The organism is Microbacterium sp. ZXX196 (genome assembly GCF_009709595.1).
Taxonomy (GTDB): Bacteria; Actinomycetota; Actinomycetes; order Actinomycetales; family Microbacteriaceae; genus Microbacterium; species Microbacterium excoecariae.
Window position 1 is genome coordinate 125,132 of record NZ_WMEE01000003.1, and the last position, 16,928, is coordinate 142,059.

Annotated in this window: 19 protein-coding genes, 1 tRNA gene and 1 pseudogene; 6 read left to right on the top strand and 15 right to left on the bottom strand. The window is 72.2% G+C overall.

The genetic code is table 11. The annotated features are described in order from the left end of the window. Positions 1 to 21 precede the first annotated feature (21 nt). Positions 22 to 336, bottom strand: a pseudogene (locus tag GJQ66_RS15175) (iron chelate uptake ABC transporter family permease subunit); the annotation flags it as partial. Here GJQ66_RS15175 and GJQ66_RS03930 point away from each other — a divergent pair. Continuing rightward, positions 245 to 913 (top strand): heme oxygenase (biliverdin-producing), encoded by a 669-nt coding sequence (locus tag GJQ66_RS03930; protein ID WP_155048030.1) that lies wholly within the window; start codon positions 245 to 247, stop codon positions 911 to 913. The pseudogene GJQ66_RS15175 and the gene GJQ66_RS03930 sit on opposite strands and share 92 nt — an antisense overlap. Positions 914 to 1,010: 97 nt before the next feature. On the opposite strand, the gene GJQ66_RS03935 is transcribed toward GJQ66_RS03930, so the two are convergent. The 10 genes from GJQ66_RS03935 to GJQ66_RS03980 form a co-directional block, all read right to left on the bottom strand. Beyond that, positions 1,011 to 1,083, bottom strand: a tRNA-Ala gene (locus GJQ66_RS03935). Between the two features lie 50 nt (positions 1,084 to 1,133). After that, positions 1,134 to 2,051, bottom strand: coding sequence for a large exoprotein (locus GJQ66_RS03940; RefSeq protein WP_155048032.1), 918 nt, complete (start codon positions 2,049 to 2,051; stop codon positions 1,134 to 1,136). Between the two features lie 76 nt (positions 2,052 to 2,127). Next, positions 2,128 to 3,843, bottom strand: a complete 1,716-nt coding sequence (gene poxB / locus GJQ66_RS03945; protein WP_155048034.1) for a ubiquinone-dependent pyruvate dehydrogenase — start codon at positions 3,841 to 3,843, stop codon at positions 2,128 to 2,130. A 73-nt stretch (positions 3,844 to 3,916) separates the two neighbouring features. Beyond that, a complete protein-coding gene (locus GJQ66_RS03950) occupies positions 3,917 to 4,558 on the bottom strand; it encodes a pyridoxamine 5'-phosphate oxidase family protein (protein ID WP_155048035.1) in 642 nt (213 codons plus the stop codon). After that, entirely contained in the window at positions 4,555 to 5,334 is a 780-nt protein-coding gene (locus GJQ66_RS03955; RefSeq protein ID WP_155048037.1) for a creatininase family protein, read from the bottom strand. The genes GJQ66_RS03950 and GJQ66_RS03955 overlap by 4 nt, the downstream gene beginning before the upstream one ends. Further along, positions 5,331 to 6,665, bottom strand: a complete 1,335-nt coding sequence (locus GJQ66_RS03960) for an FAD-binding oxidoreductase (RefSeq protein WP_155048039.1) — start codon at positions 6,663 to 6,665, stop codon at positions 5,331 to 5,333. The genes GJQ66_RS03955 and GJQ66_RS03960 overlap by 4 nt, the downstream gene beginning before the upstream one ends. Continuing rightward, entirely contained in the window at positions 6,662 to 7,846 is a 1,185-nt protein-coding gene (locus GJQ66_RS03965; RefSeq protein ID WP_155048041.1) for an ABC transporter substrate-binding protein, read from the bottom strand. The genes GJQ66_RS03960 and GJQ66_RS03965 overlap by 4 nt, the downstream gene beginning before the upstream one ends. Before the next feature lie 29 nt (positions 7,847 to 7,875). Then, complete coding sequence (locus GJQ66_RS03970; RefSeq protein ID WP_155048043.1) at positions 7,876 to 8,721, bottom strand: ABC transporter permease; 846 nt, start codon at positions 8,719 to 8,721, stop codon at positions 7,876 to 7,878. Then, positions 8,718 to 9,488: an ABC transporter ATP-binding protein gene (locus GJQ66_RS03975; protein WP_155048045.1), complete on the bottom strand. Its 771-nt coding sequence runs from the start codon at positions 9,486 to 9,488 to the stop codon at positions 8,718 to 8,720. Before GJQ66_RS03975 ends, GJQ66_RS03970 begins: the two co-directional genes overlap by 4 nt. Continuing rightward, complete coding sequence (locus tag GJQ66_RS03980; RefSeq protein WP_155048046.1) at positions 9,485 to 10,711, bottom strand: amidohydrolase family protein; 1,227 nt, start codon at positions 10,709 to 10,711, stop codon at positions 9,485 to 9,487. The genes GJQ66_RS03975 and GJQ66_RS03980 overlap by 4 nt, the downstream gene beginning before the upstream one ends. A gap of 116 nt (positions 10,712 to 10,827) precedes the next feature. Between GJQ66_RS03980 and GJQ66_RS03985 the strand changes: the two genes are divergently transcribed. Further along, a complete protein-coding gene (locus GJQ66_RS03985; RefSeq protein ID WP_155048047.1) occupies positions 10,828 to 11,385 on the top strand; it encodes a helix-turn-helix domain-containing protein in 558 nt (185 codons plus the stop codon). Continuing rightward, on the top strand, positions 11,382 to 12,329 hold the full coding sequence (locus tag GJQ66_RS03990; RefSeq protein WP_155048049.1) for a PDR/VanB family oxidoreductase: 948 nt from the start codon (positions 11,382 to 11,384) through the stop codon (positions 12,327 to 12,329). The genes GJQ66_RS03985 and GJQ66_RS03990 overlap by 4 nt, the downstream gene beginning before the upstream one ends. A 4-nt stretch (positions 12,330 to 12,333) precedes the next feature. Here the strand turns inward: GJQ66_RS03990 and GJQ66_RS03995 are convergent, their stop codons facing one another. The 3 genes from GJQ66_RS03995 to galU are packed head-to-tail and all read right to left on the bottom strand — an operon-like array spanning position 12,334 to position 15,219. Further along, complete coding sequence (locus GJQ66_RS03995) at positions 12,334 to 13,626, bottom strand: amidohydrolase family protein (RefSeq protein ID WP_155048052.1); 1,293 nt, start codon at positions 13,624 to 13,626, stop codon at positions 12,334 to 12,336. A 35-nt stretch (positions 13,627 to 13,661) separates the two neighbouring features. Further along, complete coding sequence (locus GJQ66_RS04000) at positions 13,662 to 14,291, bottom strand: GNAT family N-acetyltransferase (RefSeq protein ID WP_155048053.1); 630 nt, start codon at positions 14,289 to 14,291, stop codon at positions 13,662 to 13,664. Positions 14,292 to 14,331: 40 nt separating this feature from the next. Continuing rightward, a complete protein-coding gene (galU, locus tag GJQ66_RS04005; RefSeq protein ID WP_155048055.1) occupies positions 14,332 to 15,219 on the bottom strand; it encodes a UTP--glucose-1-phosphate uridylyltransferase GalU in 888 nt (295 codons plus the stop codon). 84 nt (positions 15,220 to 15,303) lie between these two features. Between galU and GJQ66_RS04010 the strand changes: the two genes are divergently transcribed. The 3 genes from GJQ66_RS04010 (at position 15,304) to mscL (ending at position 16,664) form a co-directional block, all read left to right on the top strand. Further along, positions 15,304 to 15,879, top strand: a complete 576-nt coding sequence (locus GJQ66_RS04010; protein WP_155048057.1) for a 5-formyltetrahydrofolate cyclo-ligase — start codon at positions 15,304 to 15,306, stop codon at positions 15,877 to 15,879. Positions 15,880 to 15,924: 45 nt separating this feature from the next. Next, positions 15,925 to 16,203, top strand: a complete 279-nt coding sequence (locus tag GJQ66_RS04015) for an FmdB family zinc ribbon protein (RefSeq protein WP_155048059.1) — start codon at positions 15,925 to 15,927, stop codon at positions 16,201 to 16,203. A 62-nt stretch (positions 16,204 to 16,265) separates the two neighbouring features. Next, on the top strand, positions 16,266 to 16,664 hold the full coding sequence (mscL, locus tag GJQ66_RS04020; protein ID WP_368732645.1) for a large conductance mechanosensitive channel protein MscL: 399 nt from the start codon (positions 16,266 to 16,268) through the stop codon (positions 16,662 to 16,664). Positions 16,665 to 16,719: 55 nt separating this feature from the next. On the opposite strand, the gene GJQ66_RS04025 is transcribed toward mscL, so the two are convergent. Beyond that, positions 16,720 to 16,923 carry a hypothetical protein gene (locus GJQ66_RS04025; RefSeq protein WP_230379261.1) on the bottom strand — a complete coding sequence of 68 codons (204 nt, stop codon included), beginning with the start codon at positions 16,921 to 16,923 and terminating at the stop codon, positions 16,720 to 16,722. Positions 16,924 to 16,928 lie beyond the last annotated feature (5 nt).

Genomic DNA, 16,928 nt, shown 5'->3' on the forward strand with positions numbered 1-16,928 from the left:
GCCCGTCATGAGCGCGACGAGGACGACGGATCCGACGCGCAGGCGCTCCACGCGCACGCCGACGTGCGCCGCGGTGCGGTCGCGCAGCGCCAGCAGGTCGTACTGCGGCCCGAGGCGCAGCGCGACGGCGGCGGCGCCGCCGAGCACCGCGACGACGAGCACCTCGCCCCAGCGCGCGCCGGCGAGGGATCCGAGCTGCCAGAAGGTGATCTGCTCGCGGCTCTGCGTGTCGCCGACGAACATCATGAGCGCGAGCCCCGCCCCGATCCCCCTGTCCGCCCTGATCCGCGAACGCTCGGCCGGCGCGCACTCGACGAGCGAGGGCGCGGGCTTCATGGCGTCGCTGCTGCGCGGCGAGCGCTCGCGCGAGGACTACATCGCCCTCGTCGCGCAGCACCACGCGATCTACTCCGCGCTGGAGGGCGGCGCGCGGCGCATGCGCCGCGACCCCGTCGCCGCGCGGTTCCTCTCCGAGCGCCTCACGCGCCTGCCCGCTCTCGAGGCCGACCTGGAGTTCCTCCTCGGGCCGGCCTGGCGCGACGAGATCGCCCCGCTCCCGGCGACCGCGCGCTACGTGCGGAGGATCGAGGAGGTCGCGGCCACGTGGCCCGGCGGCTTCGTCGCGCACCACTACACGCGCTACCTCGGCGATCTCTCGGGCGGGCTGCACATCGGCCGCGTCGTCGCGCGCCAGTTCGGCTTCGACACGAACGGCATCGGGTTCTACATCTTCGGCGACATCGCCGACCCGGCCGCCTTCAAGGACCACTACCGCGCCGAGCTCGACGCGGCCCCATGGGACGACGCGGAGCGCGTGCGGGTCGTCGCCGAGGTGCTCGACGCCTACCGATTCAACACCGAGGTGTTCGTCGAGCTCGCCGCCGACCGCGACCAGGATTTCTCAGCGGCATAGCCGGGACACACGAAGGCCCGGATCCGGGAGCGGATCCGGGCCTTCGGCCTGTCTCAACACAGGAACGAAAAATCCCCGCCGAGCGGGGATTTTTTCGTGGACCCAGGGGGATTCGAACCCCCGACCTTCTCATTGCGAACGAGACGCGCTACCAACTGCGCCATGGGCCCGTGCAACCAGATAGACATTACCAGACGCCCCGGCGCGCGGAAAATCGGCGCTACCCGACGGCGCGTCGCGCCAGGAGCTCGCGCACGTGCTGCTCGATCTCGGCGTCGTCCACGACGCCCACGCCGGCGAAGCGATCCGCCTCGGCAGCGCGGATCGGGGCGGGGCGGCCGCGCTCGGCGATGCGCTCGCGCGCCGCCTCCTGCTCGGCCGAGCGCCGGGCCTCCTCGCGCGCCGCGCGCGCGATGACCTCGTCGGACGCGCGGGATCCGGCGGTCGCCGTGAGGGGCGCGGGGAGGCGCCGGGGCGTCCACCCGCGGTCCTCCGGGTCGATGAGCTCGGACACCGTGCGCCGGCGCGGGCGCGCGACGGCCTCGGCCACGTGCGCGCGGGCGCGGCGCGCGACCCCCGCCATGCGGCGCAGGGTCACGAGCCCGGCGACGAGCGCCGCGAGACCGATGCCGGCGACGAGCACCTGGCCGGTCGTCGCGAACAGCCAGGCGCCGACGCCCGCGGCCGCGAGCCCGAGCACCGACAGGGTCGTGGCCGCGAGCCGCAGCTGCCGCCGGGCGCGCGCCTGGCGCACCCGCGGGTCCGCCCGCAGCTCGGCGAGCCGGCGCCGCTCGTCCTCGACGGCAATCGCGCGCCGCATCCGCTCGGCCTCGAGCTCGCGCTTCTTGGCCTCGACCTGGGCGCGATCGTTCTCCTCGCGGACCCGGTCCTCCTCCGCCTGCAACCGGCGCACGAGGCGGTGCTGCTTGGTCGCCTCGCGGCGGGAGAGCTCGACCCGCAGCTCCTCGGGCGCCTCGCTCGTGTGGGCGAGGACGCGGAGGGCCTGGTTCAACCGCACGGCGTTCTTCTCGGCGGCGTTGTAGCGCACGCTGGCCTGCCACGACGGGAGCAGGTAGGCGAGCCACAACAGCGCGACGACGAGCGCGATCGCTCCGCCTCCGAGAATCTGCCCGCCCATGCGCTCCACGGTAGGGGAACACCCGGCCCGGCCCCGCGAGCCGTCGGCGTGTCGCGCCCGGACCGGGCGTTTTGGCCTACCGCAGCTGCCGCAGGTTCGTGCGCGCGAGGTCGACGAGCTCGTCGCCGCGGCCCGAGAGGACCGTGCGGATCGCGTAGAGCGCGAAGCCCTTCGCCTGCTCCGCCGTGATCGTCGGCGGCATCGACAGCTCCTGTCGTTCCGTGACGACGTCGAGGACGGCGGGCCCGTCGTGCGCGAGGAACTCGCGCACCGCGTCCTCAAGGTCCGCGGAGTCCGTCACGCGGATCCCGCGGATCCCCATCGCCTCCGCGATCTTCGCGAAGTCGGGGTTGTCCAGGCCCGTGGCGTAGTTCACGAACCCGGCGGCCTTCATCTCGAGCTCGACGAAATTCAGCGACGCGTTGTCGAAGACGACTGTCTTGACCGGCAGGTCGTTCTGCGTCAGCGTGATGAGCTCGCCAAGCAGCATCGAGAGGCCGCCGTCGCCCGCCATCGCGATGACCTGGCGCGACCGATCGACCGCCTGCACGCCGATCGCCTGCGAGAGGGCGTTCGCCATGGATCCGTGGGTGAAGGATCCGATAAGCCGGCGCCGACCGTTCATCGTGAGATACCGCGCGGCCCAGACGACCGGCGAGCCCACGTCGGGGAGGAACACCGCGTCGTCCGACGCCGCCTCGTCGAGCAGGCGCGCAAGGTACTGCGGGTGGATCGTGCGCTTCGACGGGGTCGCGAGGTCGTCGAGCCCCTTGCGGGAGCGCCGGTAGTGCTTCCGGGCCGCGTCGAGGTGGCCGGAATCGGCGGCGGCGTCGAGGCGCGGCAGCAGTTCGGCGATCGTCTCCGCGACGCCGCCGACAAGCGGGATGTCCACCCGCGTGCGCCGCCCGATCTGCCCGCCCCGGACGTCCACCTGGATGATCGTCGCGTCCTCAGGGAAGAACTGGGGGTAGGGGAAATCCGTGCCGAGCATGACGAGCGTGTCGCACTCGCGCATGGCGTGGTAGCCCGAGGAGAAGCCGATCAGGCCCGTCATGCCCACGTCGAACGGGTTGTCGTACTCGACGACCTCCTTGCCGCGCAGCGCGTGCACGACGGGCGCCTGGAGACGCTCGGCGAAGGAGACGAGCTCCTCGTGCGCCCCCGCGACGCCGGCGCCGGCGAGGATCGTGACCTTTTTCCCCGCGTTCAGCGCCTCGGCCGCCCGGCCGATCTCGGCCTCCGCGGGGATCACCCGCGGCTCCTGGCCCCGGATCTCCTCCGCGGCCGCCTCGATCTCCGCGAGCCCCACGTCCCCCGGGACGACGAGCACGGCGACGCCGCGCTGCGAGACGGCCTCGCGCATCGCGATCCGCAACAGGCGCGGCATCTGCTCGGGCGTCGCGACGTGCTCGGCGTACACGCTGCACTCGCGGAACAGCTCCTGCGGGTGCGTCTCCTGGAAGTAGCCCGTGCCGATCTCGTCGCTCGGGATGTGGGCGGCGATGGCGAGCACGGGAACCCGTGATCGCTGCGCGTCGAAGAGCCCGTTGATGAGGTGGAGGTTGCCCGGCCCGCAGCTGCCCGCGCAGACGGCGAGCTCGCCCGTGACGGCGGCCTCCGCGCTCGCGGCGAACGCGGCCGCCTCCTCGTGGCGCACGTGCACCCACTCGATCTCGCCGTTCGTGCGCAGGGCGTCGGTGAACCCGTTCAGCGAGTCCCCCGGGATGCCGTAGACCCGCCTCACCCCGCTGGCGGCAAGCGTCTCGACAATGTTCGCGGCCACAGTGACCATAATCGGCCCCCTCCCGATCGGTGATGCCCCCGACCTTACGCCCAGAGTCGGGACCCGGGGGCGGGTTGGATCATCAGCCGGCCACGAAGGAGGCGGACCAGCCGTCGCCGGCGCGGGTGTACCGCGCGCGGCGGCTGGGGGCCGCATCCGACCCCTCCCAGAACGTCACCTCGTGTGGCACGAGCGCGTATCCGGTCCACGATTCCGGCTGCGGCGGGTCGGGCGTCTCCGCGTCGATCCGCGCGTACACGCGCTCCCGCGTCGCGCGGTCCTCCGCCGCGAGCGCGTCGGTGTTGATGCCCGCGAGGAGCTGGAGGTAGCGACTGCGGCGCGCGAACGCGAGCGCCTCGTCTCCCGGGTCCGTGCGTTCCACGCGGCCGCGGAGCACGACCTGGCGCGCGAGCTCTGGCCACCGAACGACGACGGCGGCGACGGGGCGCGCGGCGAGCTGCCGGGCCTTCCGACTGGATCCCTCCGTGTGGAAGGTGACCCCGGCCCCACGGCGACCCGACACGAGGACGGTCCGGGCGTCCGGCACCCCCTCATCGTCGACGGTCGAGAGCGTGCACACGGGGCGTTCCGGGTCGTCGTCGGCGGGCAGCCACGCGGCGAGCAGGTCGGCCGGATCCGCGGGGACCCGTCCATCCTGCACAGGCCGATCGAGCCCCTCCGGCGGCACGTTGCCGGCGGCGCCCGGCGTGCGCGGTGCGCTCATCGGGCGAACTCGAATCGCGCGATCTCGCCGAGGGCCTGCGCGACGAACGCTGTGCCGGCCTCCGCGAGCTGCTCGCCGTATGCCGCGGTGGCGCCGGTGGCGTCGCCGATCACGCCGCTCGGGCCGAAGTCGTCCGAGGTCCACCCGAAGCTCACGGGGTAGCCATTGAACCCGATCGTCTCGAACTCGGCGATGTGCTCCGGGACATTCCGGACCGCGCGCGACATGTCCACGAGCTCCGGCCGGAGCGCGAGCATGAGGCTCGTCTCGGAGTGCCCCGCGTGGATCCCCATGCCGTGCTCGTCCGGCCCTCCCTCAGCCTGCCCGCCCGCCCGCTGGGTTCCGGATCCCAGTGAGAAGGTCTTCAGCCCGAACCGGCGCCGGATTTCGCGGTTGACGACCTGCAGGAGCGCGGAGTTGCCGCCGTGCCCATTCAGGAAAACGAGCGTGCGCGCGGGGGTCGCCGCCACGGACCGGCCCACGTCGACGAGCGTGTTCCAGATCGTCGAGGCCTCCATCCAGATCGTGCCCGGCGCCCAGTGGTGCTCGTCGCTCTTGCTCGCCGCGATGGGCGGCAACAGCCACGCGTCGACGCCGGCCGCGACGGCGCGATCCACCGCGCGCCGCCCGATCTCCTCCGGGATGATGAGGTCGGTGTTGAGCGGCAGGTGCGCGCCGTGCTGCTCGAGCGCGCCAATCGGCTGGACGACCACCGACGCGTCGGACAGCGCCTCGAGCGCGGCCGGCTGCGGCAGATCGGTGAGGACGCGGGTCATCGGATGGATCCCTTCTGCGGGCCCCGGTAGTCGGGGTTGAGCTTGCCGGGGTTGAGCAGGCCTCGCGGATCCGTTGACCGCGCGAGCTCGACCGTGCGCGGCATCTCGAAGTCGACATTCCACTGGTGGCAGTTGTGGACGCCGACGCCGATGGCCTCGAGGCGCGCGATTGCGGCAAGGACCTCCTCGGGGCCCCTGTACTCCGCCGCCAGCATGCCGATCGGCACCGTGTGGCCGGCCTCGATGTGCAGGAGTCCCCCGCCGATCGTGTCGTGCACAAGGGCGATGTCGTCGGCAAGGATGTCGCCGCCGACCTCGAGGTGGTAGTAGTGCCCCGGCCGCGACTTCTGGAGCCATTCGATCGGGTGGTTATAGCTGAGCGTCGAGAGCTTCGCGCCCTCCGCGGCCCCCGTCCGCACGTCTTCGACGCGGCCGCCGGCGCCCTCGATGAGCGCCGTCGCGGTGGCCACCGTGTCCGGGTGCAGGATGGCGCGCAGGCTCGAACGCCCGCGCGGGATGGCCGGATCTTGCGGCAGCGCGGCCGAGACCTCCCGCGTGTCGGCGGAGACGAGGCGCGGGAGCGGCTCGAGCCGGCCGAGCTCGCGGAGCACGGACAGCGGCCCCGCGAACGTCTCGAAGGACGCGTAGAGCGCGCGCCAGTCGACCGCGGGCTCGAGGCGCACGCTCGCGCGGGCGATGATGCCCGCCGTGCCGTAGTTGTGCACGTAGCGCTGGGCCTCCTCCCCCACGACGTGGTGCAGGCCCGATCCGTCCGCGTGGACGACCTCGAGGGCCACCACGAATCCCATGTGATTCGCGCCGTGCGCGATCGTTCCCGTGCCGCCGGATCCGCCCGCGAGAAACCCGCCGACCGACGAGTTCATCGTCGACGGGTACATCCACAGCTGCTGCCCGGTCTCGCGCGCGGCCTGCTCCAGCTGCGCCATGGGCGCGCCCGCATCGGCCGTGATGACGCCGTCGGCGACCTCGACGATCGCCCGGGCCCGCGACGTGTCGAGCACGAGTCCGCCGTGCGAGGGGATGGCCTGACCGTAGTTACCCGTCCCCTTCCCACGGGGCGTGACGGGGACCCCGCGGGAGACCGCCGCGTCGACGACGCGCGCGATGTCCTCGGCCGTGGTCGGGAACGCGACGATCTCCGCGACGCCGAGGGGCAGCATCTCGCTGATGACGGGAGACATACGCGCGCCGTCGACCGAGGCCCGCTCGAGCATGCGCCGGTCTGTCGTGACGCCCCGCGGGCCGAGGAGCTCGACGAGCGCGTCGTAGAGCTCCGCTATCGAGGCGCGTTCGGCGGTGGCGACGCTCATTCGGGCAGGCCGATCGAGGTGTCGAGGAACTCGTTCGTGTAGATGTCCTCGGCGGCGAGGTCGGGGTCGACATCTGCGGCGATCTCCTGGAAGAGCTCCATGCCCGTCCCGAAGAACTCGCTCACGCGCTCCGCGTCGAAGTCGCCGATGTACCCGTTGTCGCCGTTCGAGACGATGCCCTCCTCGATGAGCGTCTCCACCGCGTAGTCAGCCACGCCCTGGGAGTAGGTCCAGCCGTTGTTGTATTCGGCGACGAGCTCGAGGATGAGATCGACCGTGTCGGACGGATCCGCGAAGAAGTCGACCTCCGCCTGCTGCAGGATCGGCACGAGCTCCTCGAGGCAGGGCGAGAGCTCCTCAAGCTTGTCGGCGCGCACCGAGAGGGCGGATCCGTAGATGTCCCAGCCCGCGTCCGCGATCAGCGCATACTCGACCGGCTTGTTCCACGCCTCGACCTCGTTGGCGTAGATGTAGGGCTCGGCGGAGGCGAAGCCCTGCTGCGCGGAGAGGCCGTCATCCGCCACGAAAGACGCGGGCGTGCCGTCGTAGCCGCCATCCACAATCGACTCGGGCACGATCCCCGCGGCCAGGAGGTATTCCATGTACGCGGCGCCGCCGAAGTAGCGCCAGGCGCCGCCCGACTCCTCGAGCGCGGCGGCGAGGTCCTCGATCGTCTCGACGTCCGGGTAGGTCTCCGGATCCCACATCACCATCTGCGGGTTGACGTCCATCTGCGCCATAACGCCAACGACGGGGGTGATGGCCGAGCTCGAGATCGCGGCGTCCGAGTGCACGTAGCCGAGGGTGATCGCGTCGTCCTGGAACATGATCGAGTTGACGGTCGAGTACCCGATGGCGGGTCCGCCGGCGCGCACCTCGAAGTTCACACCCGTGTACTCACCGTCGACGACGAGCGGCGAGGAGACGGACTTGTTGTCGGCGTCGATCGTGTAGTCGTCGCCGATGAGCTGGAAGAGGTGGCCGTGCTCGGCCTGGGGGTTCCAGTCGGTCTGCACGACGATGTCGGCGGGGCAGACGGCCGACAGGTCGAGGGATCCGACCTCGAGATCGGCCGCGGCGTCGTCCGCGGTCGTGCCGCCCGAGCAGGCGGTGAGGGCGAGGGTCGCGACGCCGAGCGTCGATGCGGCGGCGAGCGCGCGCCGGCGGGTGATGAGGGTCATTGTCTCGCTTCCTGGAGGGGTGGGAGGGGTCAGGCCTTAGTGGCGTCGTACCAGCGGCCGACGACGAGGCGGGAGAGCAGGCCGAAGCCCACGAAGATGGCGACGCCGAGGAGGGCGGCGACGACGACCGACGCGTACAGCTCGGCCGCGAGCAGGCGCGACGTATACGCGCTCATGAGGGATCCGAGTCCGGGCGTCCCGCGGCGGAAGAAGTAGTCGCCCACGATGGCGCCCACGATCGACAGGCCCGCGGAGGTGCGCAGCCCCACGAAGATCGACGGCAGCGCGGCGGGGAGTTGCAGTTTTCGCAGAGTGGTCCAGCGCCCGGCGCGCTGCAGCTGGAACAGCTCCTTCTGCGACTTGTCCACCGACTGGAGCCCGAACAGTGTGTTCGAGACCATGGGGAACAACGAGATGAGGACGCAGACGATGATGCGACCGGGCAGGCCGTACCCGAACCAGAAGCCGATGAGCGGGACGAGCGCGAGGATCGGGATGCATTGCAGAATCACGGCGTAGGGGTACAGCGAGCGCTCCGCCCACTTCGCTTGCAGCATCACGACCGCCCACCCGATGCCGAGGACGACGGCGATCGCGAGACCGATGAAGGCGACGAGGGTCGTCTGACCGAGCGCCTCGAGGATCTCCGGTCCCGTGATCGGGTCGAACAGTCCGTCCGTGAAGATTCGGTACGGGGCGGGCAGGAGGAAGCTCCGGTCGCCGAGCATGACGCTCGCGACCGACCAGGCCACGAGGATGATGCCGAACACGACCAACGGCGGCCAGGCGGTGTGCAGCCAGGCGGGCGCGGGTGTCCGCCTGGCGGGCGTCGCGACGGGAGCGGGTGCGGCGGGCGCCGCGGTCAGCTGCGTCATGCGTGGGCCTCCTTGAGGGCGTGCGAGACGCGCCCGACGAGCGCGCCGAATTCGCTCGAGAAGCGGATCTCGGGGTCTCGGGGCATGTCAAAGGGAACGTCGACGACGTCGACGATGCGGCCGGGTCGGCCGGACATCACGACGACGCGGGTCGAGAGATATACGGCCTCGGCGACCGAGTGGGTAATGAAGAGGCCGCCAAACCCCCGCTGAGCGAAGAGCCGGAGGAGCTCGTCGTTCAGGCGCTGGCGGGTGATCTCGTCGAGCGCGCCGAACGGCTCGTCGAAGAGGAACAGGTCGGGGTTCAGCGTCAGCGAGCGCGCGAGCGAGGCGCGCATCCGCATCCCGCCGGAGAGCTGACGCGGCATCGACCCCTCGAAGCCCGCCAGGCCCACGAGGTCGATCGCCTCCTGCCCCGCGGCGGCACGTTGGGCGGGGGTTTGCCCGTTCAGCTCCGCGAGCAGCTCGACGTTCTTCCGGACGTTGCGCCAGGGCAGCAGCGTGGCGTCCTGGAACACGAAGCCCACGCGGTCGGTGTGCGTGTTGCAGTCCCCCGCCGTGTGGCTCTCGAGCCCGGCGGCGATACGCAGCAGCGTCGACTTGCCGCACCCGGAGGGACCGACGACGGTGACGAACTCGCCACGCCGGACCGTGATGTCGACGTGCTCGAGTGCGACGGTGCCGTCGTCGTAGGTCATTCCGACGTCGCGGAAGTCGACCAGGGCGTCGGCTGTCTCGCGCGGTTTGTCGATCGTCGCAGTGCTCATCGGGCCTCCTCCTGTGCGCGCGGGGCCATCCAGCGCGTCGAGTCGATACGCGCGACCACGCGGCCGCGCGAGAAGACGATCCGCTCGGCGGGCGCAAACGCCACGGCGTCGGCGAGCGAGTCGGCGCGCACCGCGAGGAGCTCCGCGCGACGGCCGGGCACGGGGCCCGCCGCGGGCAGCCCCATGACCTCGCGCGCCGCATCCGTCACCGCGTCCCAGGCCTCGTCGATCGAGACGTGGGTCGTCGCGACGAGGAGCATGGCGGTCTCGAAGGCGTCGGCTCGCCCGACCGGGTTGAACGGATCCCGCATGTTGTCGCCGCCGGCCGCGGTCGTCACCCCGGCCCGCCGGAGCCGCCCCACCGGGGCGACGCCGCGTGGCGTGGCAACGGGGTCGTCCCAGCCCTGAAGGTAGAGGTTTGTGAGGGGATTGGCGACCACTCCGATGCCGGCGGCCGCGACCTCCGCGAGCAACGGATCCAGCTCGTCGGCCGTCATCATCGACAGGCGCACGCAGTGGCTCGCCGTCCGCGTGACGGTCCAGTCCGCGGTGCGGCGCGACATCAATCGGAGGGTGTCGCCGTGGCGCAGCGCCTCGTCGGCGTGTATGTCGACCCCGACGCCGTGGCGCTCCGCGACGTCCAGGAGGCGCGCGAGGTCCGCGTCCTCGTCGGTCGCGAGATGCGGCGCCCCGCCCACCAGGTCGGCGCCCTCGGCGAGCGCCGCCTCGACGCGGGCCGGGTCGATGTCGCGAGCGGCGAGCGCCACGATCTCGATGTCGACGATGCCCGCGAACTGCGCGCGGGCGGCGGCCACGGCGCGCACGCCGCGCGCGGGGTCGCCCTCGGAGGGCACGTCAACGTGGGTGCGCAGGGCCGTCGTGCCGTTCGCGACGTAGCGCTCGATGGCGCGCACCGCCCGGCCGCGGATCTCGTCCTCGGTCGTGCCGCGGATGAAGTCGGTCCAGGACGCGATCGCCGTTTCGAGGTCGCCCGACACGGGGCGGATCGCGTCCCACGACAGCGCCTTATCGAGATGCGTGTGGGGGTCGGCCGGCGCGGCCAGCAACAGGAAGCCGCCCAGGTCGAGGTCGCCATCCACGAGGGGGGCGCCCGCGACCGCGTCGGTCACGGCGTCGACGGTCTCGCCGTCCAGGACAACGTCGACGACGCGCCCGTCGGCCAGGGTGGCGCCGCGGAGGCGGCGGGGGGAGGAAACGTCCATGTGGTACACCTTGTGAGGAAGAAATGTTGATGTGATCAACATCGCCGACGCTAGACGCGACATGTTTCCCCGGCGTTTCGGCTTTTTGTCTTTCCGTGCATCACCCTGGAGGCCCCATGAGCGACACCTCCGGCGCCCGCCTCGGCGCCGCGATCCGCGCCCGTCGCCGCGCCCTCGACCTCACGATCGTTCAGCTCGCGGAGCGCGCCGACCTGTCCCACCCCTTCGTCAGTCAGCTCGAGCGGGGGCGGGCGAACCCCAGCCTGGAATCGCTCTCGCGGCTTGCCCGCGCCCTCGGCACGAGCCAGGTCGAGCTCATGAGCGGGACGTCGCTCGACGCTCCCGAGGCGGCCGTCGGGTCGTTCGGCGGCGCCGACGCGCGCGTCCTCACCTCCGGCGACACGCGCTTCACGGTCATCGACGTCACCGGTACCGTCACCGACCTGGGCGAGTTCTACACCCACCCCGAGGACGAGTTCGTCGCAGTCATCGCCGGCGAGGCCCTCATCGACGCGGGCCCCAGCGGCCCCCAGCGCGTGCCGACGGGCGGGTCTCTCTACTACCGCGGCGGGACCCCGCACCGATGGGCCAGCGCCGACGGCGCGCCCTACCGCCTCATGGTCGTGAAGGAGCGCGGACCGCGCGGCGGCGCCGGAGAGGAGAGGAGCGCATGAGCTTCTTCAGCGACGTCGAGCGCGAGCTGGTCGTGCGCCGCCGCGTTGAGGAGACCCCCGGCATCGTCTCCCTCACGCTGGCCGCCGCCAACGGTCGCCCGCTGCCGGCGTGGGAGCCCGGCGCGCACATCGACCTCGTGCTCGAAGACGGTCTGGAGCGGCAGTATTCGCTGAGCGCGGACCCCGAGGATCGGGATATTTGGCGCGTCGCGATCCTCCGCGAGGACGCGGGGCGCGGTGGTTCCCGCGCGGCGCACGCGCTCGCCGAGGGAGCCGTCGTGCGCGCGCGCGGGCCGCGCTCGAACTTCGCGTTCGACGCGCCAGGGTCGGGCGAGCGCGCGGTATTCGTCGCGGGCGGCATCGGGATCACGCCCATCCTGCCGATGGTGCGCTCGGCGGACCGCGCCGGCGCCGAGTGGACGTTGCACTACAGCGTCCGCACGCGCGCCGCCGTTCCCTTCGCGGCCGAGATCGCCGCGCTCGGCGACCGCGTCCGCCTACATGTGAGCGCCGAGGGCGACCGGGCCGACCCGGCCGCGATCGTCGCGGAAGCCGGCTCCGCGCCCATCTGGGCGTGCGGACCGGATCCGCTCCTCGCGGCGCTCGCCGCCGCCGGCCCCGCGCGCCTGCACGTCGAGCCGTTCGCCGTGGCGCCCGCGGAGCCGGAACGCGCCGCCGAGGCCTTCGAGGTCGAGCTCATGTCCACGGGCGAGGTGATCGACGTCCCCGCCGACCGGTCGATCCTCGAGACCCTCGAGGATCGCGGCGTGTTCACGGTCTCGTCCTGCCGCGAGGGCACGTGTGGCACGTGCGAGACCGTCGTCGTCGAGGGGGAGGTAGACCACCGCGACCGCGTCCTCAGCGCGGCCGAGCGGGAAACGAGCCCCGTCATGATGATCTGCGTCTCGCGCGCGGCGTGCCCGCGGCTCGTCCTCGACGTGTGAAGCCTCAGCGCCCGACACGCTCGGCGAGGCGCCGGACGAGCTCCTCCTCGTCGGCCCCGACGAGGCGGTAGTCGCGCACGACGACCCGGCCCGCCACGATGACGTGGCGGGGCCGGCGGCCCGGGCTGAGCCACACGAGCCCGGCGACCGGATCCGCGGTCCCGGCATCCGCCGCGCCCGACACATCCCAGACGCACACGTCCGCCGCTGCGCCGGGAGCGATGCGGCCGAGCTCCGGTCGACCCAGCCCGTCCGCGGACGCCGCGGTGGCCGCCTCGAGAACGTCGCGCGCGGCGAGCGGCGGGCCCACGAGACCCGAGACCTGCATCGCCAGGCGCGCGTCGGCAAGCAGGTGGCCGGCGTCATTGCTCCCGCCGCCCGACGTCCCGAGCCCCACCCGGATCCCCGCCGCGAGCAGCCGGGCGACGGGCGCGATCCCCCATCCCATGGGCACGTCGCAGCCGGGCGCGTGCGTCGCGGTGACGCCGCGGTCGGCGAGCAGGGCGATCTCGCCGTCGGTCACGTCGCACAGGTGCGCGACCGTGACGTCGGGTGCCAACCAGCCCCATTCCTCGAGCAGCTCAAGCGGGCGTCGGCCGTACCGCGCGAGCGCGATCTCGGTGTCGACCTGCTCGTTCGCCTGCGTGCGCCGTCGCAACCCGCGCTCCCGTGCGACGTCCGCGAGCGCGGCGAAGGTCTCCGGCCGATCGCTGTGCACCCCCGCGGGGCCTACGGCGACCTGCACGAGCCCGTCGGGGGTCACGCCTCCCCGTCCGGGGGCCAGCGCCGCCGCGATGGCGTCGGCACCGGTGGCAGCGACGTCCGGCCCGTCGCCGGCGGTCCCGCGCACGAAGACCAACCTCGCCCCCAGCCGCGCGCGGGCCCGCGCCACGCCCTCGGCGACATCGACCGCGTGCTCGCCGCCGCCCGTCCGCCAGTTCAGGTGATGGTCTGCGACCGTCGTCACGCCCGAGAGGAGCGCCTCGGCGAGTCCCACGAGCGCCGTGGACTCCGTGAGAGAGCCGTCAATGCCCGCCTCGGAATACGCCGCAGCCATGGCCGGCAGCCAGTCCCGCATCGCGACCCCGCGCGTGCCGGGAAGCGTGCGAAAGCCGCTCTGCAGGAGATGGTGATGCGCGTTGACCAGCCCCGGGGTAACGACGCAGCCCGAGACATCGATCACCTCCCCCGTCGCATCCCCCGTGTCGGCGAACCGATCGCCGCGGATGTGGATGTCGCCGGCGTGCTCGGCCCCCGGCGTCCAGACGGCGCGCGCCCCGCGCAGCGTGATACTCATGCCGCTAGAGGTATCAGAGCCGCGTTGCGGGCAGATCACGCGAGGTGCGGGCGGTCCCGTTCCGGAACGCGCGCGGCCTCCTCGGGGGCGCGCCCCTCGACGAAGCGCCGCAGGACGCCCTCGGGGGCGTCCTCCCGCGTGAGCGCGAAGGCGTAGTGGTCGCGCCAGTCGCCGTTGATGTGGATATAGCGCCGCCGGTACCCCTCGTACCGGAACCCGAGCTTCTCGACGACGCGAATGCTCGGCGCGTTTTCCGGGCGGATGCAGATCTCCATCCGGTGCAGCCCGAGCATCTGGAAGCAGGCGTCGGTCGCGAGCGCGACCGCCGTCGGCGTGATCCCGCGCCCGGCGAAGCGCTGCGACACCCAGTAGCCGATCGTGGCCGACGAGAGGGATCCGCGGGCGATGCCCCACACGTTCAGCTGCCCCGCGACGGATCGCTGATGCTCCATCACGAACGGGACGCCCGCGCCGTCGCGATGCTGCTGCAGGAGCCGGCGGATGCCCGCGCGCATGTCCATCGACACCGCGCCGTCGGGGTTCGTCGCCTCCCACGGCACGAGCCACGAACGGTTGGTCGCGAGCTCGTACTCGAGAACCCGCGCGTCCCGGGGACGGACGAGCCGGATGGACACGTCGCCGTGCGAGCGATCGAGCGTGTCCATCCGGCTCTCCTTGGTGCGTGTGGGCGGACGCCCGGTGTGGCTAGAGCGTAGCCGCGAACTCCTTGAACCACGGGCGCAGCTCGGGCCCGAGGTCCTCGCGGTCGGCCGCGAGGCGCATGATCGCCTTGATGTAGTCGAGCTTGTCGCCCGTGTCGTAGCGGCGGCCGCGGAAGATGACGCCGTAGACGTCGACGTTCTCGTCGTCGGCGGCGACCTCCTTCAGCGCGTCCGTCAGCTGAATCTCGTTGCCCTTGCCCGGCTCGGTGTGCTCGAGCACGTCGAAGATCTCGGGCGTGAGGAGGTAGCGGCCGATGATCGCGAGGTTCGACGGGGCGTCCTCCTTCGCGGGCTTCTCGACGAGGTCGAGGATCTTCACGACGTCGGGGTCATCGGTCTTCTCGACCGAGGCGCACCCATAAAGGTGGATCTGCTCGGGGTCGACCTCCATGAGGGCGACGACCATGGCCTTCTTCTGCTCGTTGACCTGGATCATCTTCGGGAGCAGGGGGTCGCGCTCGTCGATCAGGTCGTCGCCGAGCATGACGGCGAACGGGCTGTCGCCCACGTGCTGCTTGGCGCGGTAGACGGCGTGGCCGAGGCCCTTCGGCTCGCCCTGGCGCAGGAGGTGCACGTCGGCGAGGTCGCTCGACTTGCGGACGTTGCCGAGCTTGCTGTCGTCGCCCTTGGCGGTCAGCTTCTCCTCGAGCTCGGGGACCGAGTCGAAGTGGTTGGCGATGGCGTTCTTGTTGCGCCCGATGATCATGAGCACGTCGCGGATGCCCGCGGCGACGGCCTCTTCGACGACGTACTGGATGGCCGGCTTGTCGACGACCGGGAGCATCTCCTTCGGCGTCGCCTTCGTGGCGGGGAGGAAGCGGGTGCCGAGACCCGCGACCGGCATGACAGCTTTGATCTTGGCAGGTTCCATGGCTTCACCTTACCGACGCCACCGGCATCGCCGCGTTCGCCGCCCCGCGGATCCGCGTAGCCTGATGCCGTGGACGCGGGGGACGTGAGAACGAAGCGGGACATCCGCCGCCGGATTCGCGACGCTCGTCGGGCACTGTCGGCCGGCGCCGTCGCCGACGCCGACCGCCGGATCGCGACCCGCGCGCTCGCCCTCGCAGGCGGCCTCGGCGCGCGGACGGTCGCCTGTTATCTCGCCGCTCCGCAGGAACCCCCGACGTCCGCCTTCCTCGCGGCGGCTCGCGCGCGCGGGATCCGCGTGATCCTCCCCCTCAGCCGCCCGGGCGGCCGGCTCGCGTGGGCGGACGACGACGGGACGAGCCGCACCGGCCCCCTGGGCGTCCCGGAGCCCGCCGGCCCCGCGCTCGGCGGGGATCCGCTCGCGGAGGCGCACCTCGTCCTCGCGCCGGCCGCCGCCGTCGACGCGCGCGGAACGCGCCTCGGGTGGGGCCTCGGCTACTACGACCGCGCCCTCGCGGCCCTCGCGGCCCTCGCGGCCCCGCCGCCGGTCTACGCCGTGATTTATGATGTCGAGGTGGTCGACGCCCTCCCGCGCGAGTCGCACGATGTGCCGATGTCGGGGGCGCTCACGCCGGCCCGCACCCTGTCGTTCGATCGCTGAGCCCGCCCGCACGGCCCGGCGATCCCCTTTCGGAGGTCCCCCGAGATGCCCACCTACGCCTACGCCTGCAAGGACTGCGGCCACGCCTTCGACGCCGTCCAGTCCTTCAGCGACGCCTCGCTCACCGAGTGCCCCGCGTGCGGCGGGGCGCTGCGCAAGCAGTACGGATCCATCGGCGTCACCTTCAACGGATCCGGCTTCTATCGCACCGACGCGCGCGCGAGCACCGGCGCGGCCGAGGGGAAATCGGCCGCGGCACCGGCATCATCGTCTCAGGCGGCATCGACGAGCGGCAGCTCGGGGGCGGTCGCCGCCAGCGCCTGAGACGGGCGCTGGATCCACACGGCGGGGCGCACGATGCGCGCCCCAGAAGGGCGGGCACGATCGTGTTCCAGGGCTTCAAAGACTTCATCATGCGCGGCAACGTCGTCGAATTGGCGGTCGCGGTCGTCATCGGCGCCGCGTTCACGGCGATCGTCACGGCGTTCGTCGACTACATCGTCAACCCCCTCCTCGGCGCGTTCGTGCCGACGGGCGACCTGTCCAGTTGGGTCATCGAGATCCCCGGCATCTTCGCCACGGCGTCGATCGGGATCGGTGGGATCGTCCAGGCCATCATCAACTTCCTCGCCATCGCCGCGGTGGTCTACTTCGTCCTCGTGATGCCCATGAACAAGCTGGCCGAGCGCCGCAAGAAGGGCGAGCCCGAGGTCGTGAACCCGCCGAGCCAGGAGGAGCTGCTCACCGAGATCCGCGACCTGCTCGCGGCGCAGAAGCAGTCCTGACCCCGGCGCGCGAAAGCGGGCGCCGGATCCGATCCGGCGCCCGCTGTGTCGCGTCTCACTCGTAGTGCGGCGGGACGTCGCGGCGCAGGCGGTCGTCGTTGGCGCCCGGCGTCCCCGTGGGCGGCGCGGGCCGCTCATCCTTGGCCCGCAGCGTCGCCTCGGCCTCCGAGTCCGTCAGCGTGTCCGGCACGGGCGTGAGCCGCGCCCGGCGCGCCCCCCGCACCCGCTCCACGCGCTGCCGCGGGTCCTTCTCCGTCACGGTGC